The 8,732-nt window shown below is 40.2% G+C and carries 13 protein-coding genes and 1 pseudogene; all 14 read right to left on the bottom strand.

Annotated elements, in window-relative coordinates; all coding sequences use genetic code 11:
- Positions 1–1,168, bottom strand: a 1,168-nt coding sequence (locus LI162_RS14700; RefSeq protein WP_227156851.1) for a type IV secretory system conjugative DNA transfer family protein, incomplete at its 3' end; no start/stop codon positions are given.
- A complete protein-coding gene (locus LI162_RS14695; protein ID WP_055057305.1) occupies positions 1,165–1,656 on the bottom strand; it encodes a PcfB family protein in 492 nt (163 codons plus the stop codon). The genes LI162_RS14695 and LI162_RS14700, both read right to left, overlap by 4 nt.
- Positions 1,657–1,738: 82 nt before the next feature.
- Complete coding sequence (locus tag LI162_RS14690; protein WP_195389918.1) at positions 1,739–2,533, bottom strand: ATP-binding protein; 795 nt, start codon at positions 2,531–2,533, stop codon at positions 1,739–1,741.
- Positions 2,533–3,351: a replication initiator protein A gene (locus tag LI162_RS14685; RefSeq protein ID WP_195389917.1), complete on the bottom strand. Its 819-nt coding sequence runs from the start codon at positions 3,349–3,351 to the stop codon at positions 2,533–2,535. The genes LI162_RS14690 and LI162_RS14685 overlap by 1 nt, the downstream gene beginning before the upstream one ends.
- 9 nt (positions 3,352–3,360) lie before the next feature.
- On the bottom strand, positions 3,361–4,239 hold the full coding sequence (locus LI162_RS14680) for a replication initiator protein A (RefSeq protein WP_195389916.1): 879 nt from the start codon (positions 4,237–4,239) through the stop codon (positions 3,361–3,363).
- The gene (locus tag LI162_RS14675; protein WP_055060295.1) at positions 4,232–4,624 is read right to left on the bottom strand and encodes a hypothetical protein; all 393 of its coding nucleotides are present in this window, start codon (positions 4,622–4,624) and stop codon (positions 4,232–4,234) included. Before LI162_RS14675 ends, LI162_RS14680 begins: the two co-directional genes overlap by 8 nt.
- Before the next feature lie 13 nt (positions 4,625–4,637).
- Positions 4,638–5,036, bottom strand: a complete 399-nt coding sequence (locus LI162_RS14670) for a single-stranded DNA-binding protein (RefSeq protein WP_005344165.1) — start codon at positions 5,034–5,036, stop codon at positions 4,638–4,640.
- Between the two features lie 13 nt (positions 5,037–5,049).
- Complete coding sequence (locus LI162_RS14665; protein WP_044921493.1) at positions 5,050–5,448, bottom strand: hypothetical protein; 399 nt, start codon at positions 5,446–5,448, stop codon at positions 5,050–5,052.
- 127 nt (positions 5,449–5,575) lie between these two features.
- Complete coding sequence (locus tag LI162_RS14660; protein ID WP_022068206.1) at positions 5,576–5,887, bottom strand: DUF6050 family protein; 312 nt, start codon at positions 5,885–5,887, stop codon at positions 5,576–5,578.
- The gene (locus LI162_RS14655; protein ID WP_165853758.1) at positions 5,877–6,044 is read right to left on the bottom strand and encodes a hypothetical protein; all 168 of its coding nucleotides are present in this window, start codon (positions 6,042–6,044) and stop codon (positions 5,877–5,879) included. Before LI162_RS14655 ends, LI162_RS14660 begins: the two co-directional genes overlap by 11 nt.
- A gap of 4 nt (positions 6,045–6,048) precedes the next feature.
- Positions 6,049–6,183 (bottom strand): hypothetical protein, encoded by a 135-nt coding sequence (locus LI162_RS15625; protein ID WP_015524546.1) that lies wholly within the window; start codon positions 6,181–6,183, stop codon positions 6,049–6,051.
- On the bottom strand, positions 6,180–7,085 hold the full coding sequence (locus LI162_RS14650) for a ParB/RepB/Spo0J family partition protein (protein WP_225084007.1): 906 nt from the start codon (positions 7,083–7,085) through the stop codon (positions 6,180–6,182). Before LI162_RS14650 ends, LI162_RS15625 begins: the two co-directional genes overlap by 4 nt.
- Positions 7,075–7,860, bottom strand: a complete 786-nt coding sequence (locus LI162_RS14645; protein ID WP_195389910.1) for a ParA family protein — start codon at positions 7,858–7,860, stop codon at positions 7,075–7,077. The genes LI162_RS14650 and LI162_RS14645 overlap by 11 nt, the downstream gene beginning before the upstream one ends.
- 285 nt (positions 7,861–8,145) lie before the next feature.
- Positions 8,146–8,732, bottom strand: a pseudogene (locus LI162_RS14640) (tyrosine-type recombinase/integrase); the annotation flags it as partial.

Raw genomic sequence — 8,732 nt, 5'->3', positions numbered from 1 at the left:
TAACTTGCGCTCCTTTCTTCGGTTTTAGGTTGTGTGTTCTAAGAGACTTCCCAACTGCTTGATTAAGAAGTCTTTTAGAGCATACAACACCAGCCGCCATTTTGTATTTTTTATACTGTCTGACCGCAAAGTGCTGCGGATCTCTTTCTTCCAGTTCCTGAAACATCATATCCACTGGATTCTGGTAAGTTTCATCCTCTTCACGGGTTTCGCTTTCATTCAAAAGATCCAGAAGGGTATTCAGATTCTTTTCCTCTTCATCTCCTTCATACCAGATAAAAGCAATCAATGCCGTGTACAACAGCTTCTCTGCTTTTACCCAAAAATCTTCGGAAGCTTTTTCCCCTTCGCCTTTGGTATTAACAATGATTGTTGTGACCAGCTTCAGGATATCTTTTTCAGACCGTATATAAGCAAATGGATTGTAATGAAGCGATTTGGAAAAGTTGATAGTATTCAGAACCTTAATCACATATGGTTCGTGTACCACTTTCCCTGATTTATCTTTCATAATATTTCCATTCTTATCTTTCTTAGGTGGTCCCTTTACTAACATCTTCCCGCACTCCTCGATCAGAGTGCCTTTCGGATCTGTAATAACCATGGAACAGTTCATCTGCATGACTGACGGCTTAACGAAAAATCGAGTTTTTCCGGAACCACTGCCGCCAATGACCACTATATTTTTATTTCTTGCATACTTTGGCTGTTTAGGTCTACTTTCCATAGTCAATGCTTCTGTTGCTGTCAATGGAATATTCATCCAGGGATCTTCCGACATATAAGGCTTGATATCCTCTGCGGTTCCCCATCTGGCTGAACCATACTCGATGCCTTTCCGTAATTTCTTTGCGTCTGCCTGTTTCTGCCAGACCAACACTTTCAGAACGACTGCAACAACAATACCTGCTAGCAGATCTTTCCAGTTATTGCTTAACACAAAACCAGCAAAAATCCGGTCTGCGTGTTCCATTGCATATAATAGTTTGTTCCCCATATCTTCTCCCGGACTGTTCCGGTAAAGAAAAAATGCCCGATCTGCATAGAAAGCAGCCAGAGCATAAGGAATATTTGTAAGAACCAGTTTCTTTTTATCCAGGGCGGACAGCTTACCCCCGATTTTATTCTTCCACTTCTGCATCAGAGTTTTGCCGCTTTTCTTTTTCATCGACTCTGCTCCTGATGCCGGTTCTTTACTTTGTCCTTCGTCTTCTTTGGCATCATTGCCCGGTAAGCTGCAAGACGCTTATGAATGGAAGGTTTATTCGCTTTTTGAATCTGTTTCTGGGAAAACTCACGGAAAGCAGCATTGAGTGCATCCTGATCACGTCCCTTGAAGAATACCAGATAAACCGGAGGCTCTTTGCTCTTGTCTTTTTTCAGAGCATAATTGATCCCGTATTTTCTGGCATACCGTTCAAAGGACTTGATATTCTTATTTGTGATCTCGATATTGACCATCCCGGCATTCTGTTTTGCCAGCTCTTTTACCGTGACCTTTCCCTGTTTCGGCTGATTTTTCTGTGCTTTCTTCTCTACTGATTTCTGCTTCTGATGACGCAGATACGCAACAAGAACCTTTTTCAACAGGTCTGCCGTAATCTTAGTAGCCCGAATACAGAACGTGACCGTTTTCTGAGTTACCTCTTCCTGCATGACTTTTCCCTCCTTTCAGCGATTCAACTGCTGTCCAGATCTGTAATCATGGCAATCACCCCCTTTAATGAAAAAAGACAGATTAACCGGTAATCAGGTTCTGCACCTGTACGAGTTTTTCTGTCCCTTCTTCTTTTCTCTTATCTTCTCCACCACAATAGATGGGAACACACATTTCAAGTATTCTGCTATAAATACGCTGATGGGCAGTATCTAAATCTGTGGATTTCATTTCATTCAGTCCCAGATTCGTTGTTACGATCAGCGGAAGCATTTTACAATAGCGGCTGTCTATCACATTATAGACCTGCTCCAAAGCAAACTCGGAATTTCGTTCTATTCCTAAATCATCAATAATCAGCAGCGGATAATCCACAAGATTTTGTATAATCTGGTTCTTATCTGCCTGATAGCTGGTCATTTCATTTAAGATCCTGGAAAAATTTGTCATCATGACACGTTCTCCCAGTTCCAAAAGTGCATTTGCAATACAGCCTGCAAAGAAACTTTTCCCGGTTCCAACCGGTCCCATCAAAAGCAATCCTACATTTTTTCTCTTCATATCTGTCCAGTTTTCTACATACTGCCTGGCGATTAGTATCTTCTGATTGCTTCCATTGTCATTTTCAAATTTCCATTCCCAGAATCTTCTTTCCCGAAGTCCGACGGATTTTCTCTGATAAAGCAGCCGCTGTGCTTCTTCCCGCTGCATCTTTTCATCCAGTTCCCGTCTGGCTTTCACCTCACATTCGCACAAACAGGACACTACATGCTCAAATCCCATCAGACTGACTTTCATCTGTTTTCTTTTTCCACAGGTGCCACAATGAAGACATCCCTCTTCATCCAGATAATCTGCTGTTACTTTGTTTTCCATCACAGGCTTTCTCCTTCCTGAAATTCATATTTATCCATTCCTATCCTGGTTCCATCCCTTTCTGCCCAAAGACAGATTGTTGCAAAATGGTTCTGATACTCTTTTCCACTGGATTTCATATAAACAGAAAGATGATCAATCCGTTTCTGGTAATCCCATGGAAATAGCGTCATCAGTTCCTGCAGTTCAGCTTCCGACAGTACAACATTTTTAAATCTACCATACTGACTGAATTTTTCTTCCAAAGCGGGAGTATTGCCCTTACTCTTATCAGTATGATTCTTTTCAGTCTTATTTATCTTAGTATTACTTCCATCCAGATTCTTGCAGTCCGGACTTCTATTTTTTTGCGTTCCGGACTTCCAGTTTCTTGCAATCCGGATTTCCAATTCCTTGCAGTCTGGAGTTCCAGTTTCTGGCATTCCAGAAGAAAAGTATCTTACTGGCTTTCCTCTACTCCGTTTTACAAAATTTTTCACATATATGACAGAAGGACGATTATTCCCCTGCCGATACCGTTCGATCAATCCAATCCCATGCACACTGTCAAGCTCATAAAGAAGCTTTGTCACTGTCGTATGCGACATTCGCAACAGCTCCTGCAATTCTGCAATCGTGTAAATAATATAGACATAACCATCACCGTCAATCCAACCATTTTTCTTGGATAGGCTGATTCGATCAAGCAGAATTCCGTAAAGGAGCTTTGCGTCTGTGGACAGGCTTGCAAACTCTTTTTCTGTGAACAGAGCTTTTGGTATCCGAAAAAAAGAAAACTGGTCAGATTCTTCTGCTCTGAAATATTCAAAATCTGCCATAATATTTTCCTACTCTTCTACATCGAAATCACAATTTGCCGCACTGCCTGTACCATGACATAATTCATCAAGCACATAATTGAATGCATTCATCGCCTCTTCCAAATAGATTTTCCTAGCCTCTTTATCACACGCATACATATCGGCAATAAATCCTTCATCATTTCCTATTGCATGTACCAGAGTCTCCAGAACTTTCATAAATTTCTTTTTTGAGCACTTTTTATTCTGCCTGTTCACATATTCCTGAATATCCAGTACTCTATCAGCATTTTCCTCATTCTCTTCAAGAATTCCAAACGCCAAATCCATGCCAAATTCATAGCCATCACAGGAAATCTGATCAACATCAAGCTGTCCCTGCTCATCTCGATAATTTCTTTCTTCCATTGAAGTCAGTGGTGTCTCATATTCATCCAGATATCCCATATCTGCAATTGTTTCCAGAATATCTCTGGATGCTTTCACCATTTTGTCCATAATGATTTCTCTTTCTTCCATCGGCATATTTGCCATAATGCTGTCTAATGTCATCATTGATTCTTCCTCCATCTCATTTTCATAAATATCGTTGATATAAAAGTGGTTTGCCTTTCCATTGTTCGGAATGATACGCACCAGATTTCCAACATCCACCAGTTCCTGTACTGCCTGATCTACCCCATATCTAGTTGTATTCAGGTCTTTCTTCATTTCACTTTTTGGATAGATTACATACAAATCCCCCCTACCATCTACCCAACCATTCTGCACCGCAAATTTCAAACGATCCAGAAATAAGCTGTATAAAATCTTTGCTGTATTTGACAGATTTTTGTATTTTTCCATCTGGAACAGCACCTTCGGCACCTGCAGACAATCTACCGGCATATACTCCATCTTACTCATTGATTGTTTCCTCCTTCTGTTTGTACAGCACTTCAGCTGAATTGATATTGATTTCCAACATCCCTACAAATACCTGATAGTACAGAAGGCATATCTGTTCATCCTCTCTTGCCAGATACAATCCTTCCAGTTCATCGGACGGATGTTTCATTCCATATACTGCCTGACAGATATCATGGATTTTCTCACATTCCACACTTCTAAGATGCTGCTCCAAGGTGTGGTTAAATCTCTGCCAGTCCTCCAGTTTCTGATTTACTGACATCATGCACTGGAACAGTTCCGCTGCTTCACATGCTGCTGACAGCACTACATTTTTGTTATTGATACTTCCATCGGCATTTTTCATATGCCCTACCATATACGCCTGATCTACTGAAACCATCTTTTATCCTCCTCTATCTAAACGGCATTTCTTCTTCCATGCCCTCTGGGATCTCTAAGAACCCTTCCGCATCTTCTGGAAACGGTGGTCTGTCAACCATTTTTGCACCTGCGAATTCAATCCGGTTTGCATACACTTCGGTGGTATAAATTTTTTTCCCGGTATCCTTATCTTCATAATTACCTGTGACAATCTCGCCTTCCACCATGACCTTCGTGCCCTGCATCAGATAATCTCTGGCAAATTCTGCTTTCTTTGCAAAAGCCTTTACCGGAATGAAACTGACTTCATCGGAATAATTTCTTCTGACTGCCAGAACAAACTTGGCAATCTTATGAAGTCCTTTTTCATTCTCCACTTCGTTGTATCCGGGATTTCTTACCAATCGCCCGGAAATAACTGTTGTATTCATTGGCTTAACCCTCCTATGCTTTCATTGATTTGTAACAGATGCCGATACATGGTCCACATTTTCCATAGGCACATCCGTAACATTCATCTTTTTCCAACTCTTCTTGCTTCATTTCATCGGCAAACATTCCTAACAGTGTTGTATAAATCTTTTTCATTGCAAGGAACTTTTCTTCTGCTTTTTCCATCTTCTCTTTGTAAAATGGGATCAGTTCACGAAGAACTGGATGGAAACGTTCATTTTCATCATCCCAGGCACAGGTTTTCATCATACAACGTGGCTGTTTCTCATAATTGCCCAGATAATACGGGCAGAACGTACAGCCTCTTTCTTTAACAATTTCCACCGGAATTACTGGCATCTGACTTTTGATTTCCTTAGTTACATGCTTACTTTCAATTCGCTCTCTCATCTTAAAAATCCTCCAAGAATATATATTTGCAAAAGGGACTTCCCCTGAATTGCCTGGTTTTAAGCACAAAAAGAGGCAGACTTACGATTTTTGTTTTCGCAAGCCTGCCTCTTGTCAATCTAATATTCTATTTTCCAATGACATACCGTATAAACACGTATATCGCTCTGATCACATACACTGGAATCATGATACTTCCAATCAATGCTCCAATGATGACACTTAATGCAGCCATCCCAAGTGTTGCTGTGGTATCCATTCCTCTCGGAATCAGAATCAACCGCATTTTATGTATTCCAAATGGAAGTCCGGCAATAAATACCCACCAGAACCAATCCGTCTGTCCACTGACCTTCATAATTGTTTTTGTCATCCAAAACCAGAATACCATAAATGCCAGTGGCAGAATCGATTTTTTAATTACATCTTCAATCGTCATCTTTTTTCTCCCTCTGTCTGATTCCTTCCGCCACCTCCCGATTAAGGTTTGCCAGTATTTCTCTAACCACAGGAGAATCCAATCGAAAGGTTTCCAGATCTTTCTCCGTAAGCTCCCTTCCGTTCGCATCATATCTTCGTACAATTTTTAAAGCCATACTTTCACTTCCTTCCTGCTGATAATCCTAATGTTTTCAACAAATGTTTAAACTTCTCTCTTTTTATCCGTTTAACACGTATCTTTTCTATCTTTTTCAGATAGACTTGTATTCTACTTGCCATATCTTCATTGCTCATTCTTTACCCTCTCTTTCTGCCCACGATGCCAGAAGCATAAATATAATTTCTTCCATCTGAGTCTTTGTATATGTATCTGGAAAATATTGTTTCAATTTCTTCGCCGTAATCTGCACCTGAACTTTTTCAGTACTTTCATTCATGCAAATCTGGTCAATTTCTGAATACGTCAACATCCGCTCTTTTGAAATCTGCTTCAATTCCTTTGCCTGCTTCATGGAAGGTACCATATTGTGATTATGCATATACTGAAGTAATATCTGCTGCTCTTCAGTTCTCAAATAAGAAACTTCAACAGCTGTATTAAAGGGAAGCTTCTTCTCGTCTGCCAATTCTAAAAACTCTGCGATCAACTCTGTCAGATGAATATATCGAAGAATTTGTCTGGAACTATCTCCTGTATTCTGACTGACTTCTTCCGCCGCCAACTTCTTGCCAACTTGGCAAGAAGTTAAATCAGACCGTTTCCCCTGACGCTTTAACGCCTCATATTTCATTTTATAAGCGAATGCCTTTTCGCTGATCAGTAGTTCTTCTCGCTGAATGTTGGAATCTACCATGATCACCGTCGCTTCATCATCTGTAAGATCTTTGATGATAACCGGCATTTTCTCTAATCCTGCAAGTTCACATGCTCGTTTTCGCCGATGACCAGCTACAATCTCATAACCACCGGACTCTCTCAACCGCACAATACCGGGAACCAACACGCCATACTGTGTAATGCTATCTGATAATTCTTCCATTTTCTTATCATCTTTTACTTGAAATGGGTGATTCGGAAATGGATGAAGGCTTCCTATTGCTATCTCACTAATTCCATTGGTCGTCTCTTCATTTGTTCCAAACAACGCATCAAGTGGCTGTAAGGAAATGGGAGTTACTCTTTTTTTAGATGGCATCTTTCAGCACCTCCTCCGTCACTCTTCGATAGGCTTCTGTAGCTTTGCCTTTCGGATCATAAGAGAAAATACTCTGTCCTTCTCTGACTGCTTCCTTCATTCTTACAGAAAATGGAATATAATTATCAAAGATATGAATTTGACTTCCATATACATTTCTAAGAAGTTCCATATTATTTCTGGCATCATTTGTATGAGCATCGACCATCGTGAACAGAATCCCACCGACCTGCAGCTTCGGATTAATCTGCTTACGAACCTTACCGATCGTTTTTAACAACTGCTGCAATCCTTTGATTGGCAGGTAAGACGCTTCAACTGGAATGAGGACTTCATCTGATGCAGCCAGCGCATTGATCGTAATCATTCCCAATGATGGCATACAATCAATGATGACTGCATCATATTGATCCTTGATACCATATAAAATCTGTTTCAATACATATTCCCTGCTCATTGCATTTACCAACTGTACTTCCGTACCTGCCAGTCCAATGTTAGAACAGATAATGTCTATTCCCTCTTTCTGATGTCTAATATAACAGTCTGAAGGAATATCTTCATCTTTCATTACTGCATCCATAAGAGCTGTAAGTGTTTCATTACTGTCATCACAATCACGATATCCAAATCCTGCGGATACATCAGACTGTGGATCGGCATCTACAATCAACACTTTCATATTCTTTTGTGCTAATCCTACTGCTAAATTAGCTGTACATGCGGATTTTCCCGTTCCCCCTTTTTGGTTTACAATAGAAATAATTCTAGCCATTTTTCATCACCTTTCATCGTCGTCAATCAAAAAGAGGACTGAATTAGACAACCGGAATCTATATTCCGTGCGAGCTAATTCAGTCCTATAATTACAATAATTCTGTTATTTTTACTCTTGTCTTACACAAATCCATTTCCAGTCTGGATCTGTAATAATTCATATTCTGGAATGACAGCGCTGCCTTATTTTTCCCTTTTTCAGGGAGTTAAAAATAAGGACTAAATTAGTGCAACCCCTTGTATTTACTGGAGTTTTCTAACTTGTCCTTATTATAACTCGACCATGTGGTGTGATATGTGGCAACGGGTTATCCTTATGGTGCTTGTTGTATTTCTTTACCATACGGACAAAAAGCATATTGTAATCAATCGCAACTTTGGGCTTGCCTTTATGATTTACAAATAGAAAGTTGCCCCGTCCGTCTATCACAAATGGTTCTGCCTTTGGGCGTTTCTTCATAACCCGTTGAAATGCTTGTATCGTTTCCTTGCTTAATGGCACTTGCCTTGCTCCGCTTTTTGTCTTAGGCGTTTCAATATAATAACCCTGTTCCTTGCTCTTTAGTAACTGGTGGTCGATAACCACAACCTCATGGATAAAATCAACGTCCATGATTGTCAGTCCGCATAGTTCCGAAATGCGAAGTCCAGTCTTTAACAGTATCAGCACATCGTCAAAATACTTATGATACACATTGTCCGTCTTGATGAATGACAATAAGGCTTGTTCCTGTTCCTCTGTCAATGCGACTTTCTCTTTGGTATCATTTTCTATGACTTCACTTAACTTGAAATCAAAGGGATTTTTCCTTACACAATCGTCTTGTATGGCGATATAGAATGACGCTTTTAACGAGCGTTTATGGTTGT

Origin of the sequence: Mediterraneibacter sp. 210702-DFI.3.120, from assembly GCF_020561005.1 — a bacterium.
GTDB classification, from domain to species: domain Bacteria; phylum Bacillota; class Clostridia; order Lachnospirales; family Lachnospiraceae; genus Mediterraneibacter; species Mediterraneibacter faecis.
Note: the sequence above shows the minus strand (reverse complement) of the source record. Positions and strands in the feature narration are given on the sequence as shown.

Coding starts and splice junctions, on each gene's coding strand:
- LI162_RS14695 (WP_055057305.1), bottom strand. CDS start 1,656: ATGCAGGAAGAGGTAACTCAGAAAACGGTCACGTTCTGTATTCGGGCT.
- LI162_RS14690 (WP_195389918.1), bottom strand. CDS start 2,533: ATGGAAAACAAAGTAACAGCAGATTATCTGGATGAAGAGGGATGTCTT.
- LI162_RS14685 (WP_195389917.1), bottom strand. CDS start 3,351: ATGGCAGATTTTGAATATTTCAGAGCAGAAGAATCTGACCAGTTTTCT.
- LI162_RS14680 (WP_195389916.1), bottom strand. CDS start 4,239: ATGAGTAAGATGGAGTATATGCCGGTAGATTGTCTGCAGGTGCCGAAG.
- LI162_RS14675 (WP_055060295.1), bottom strand. CDS start 4,624: ATGGTTTCAGTAGATCAGGCGTATATGGTAGGGCATATGAAAAATGCC.
- LI162_RS14670 (WP_005344165.1), bottom strand. CDS start 5,036: ATGAATACAACAGTTATTTCCGGGCGATTGGTAAGAAATCCCGGATAC.
- LI162_RS14665 (WP_044921493.1), bottom strand. CDS start 5,448: ATGAGAGAGCGAATTGAAAGTAAGCATGTAACTAAGGAAATCAAAAGT.
- LI162_RS14660 (WP_022068206.1), bottom strand. CDS start 5,887: ATGACGATTGAAGATGTAATTAAAAAATCGATTCTGCCACTGGCATTT.
- LI162_RS14655 (WP_165853758.1), bottom strand. CDS start 6,044: ATGGCTTTAAAAATTGTACGAAGATATGATGCGAACGGAAGGGAGCTT.
- LI162_RS15625 (WP_015524546.1), bottom strand. CDS start 6,183: ATGAGCAATGAAGATATGGCAAGTAGAATACAAGTCTATCTGAAAAAG.
- LI162_RS14650 (WP_225084007.1), bottom strand. CDS start 7,085: ATGCCATCTAAAAAAAGAGTAACTCCCATTTCCTTACAGCCACTTGAT.
- LI162_RS14645 (WP_195389910.1), bottom strand. CDS start 7,860: ATGGCTAGAATTATTTCTATTGTAAACCAAAAAGGGGGAACGGGAAAA.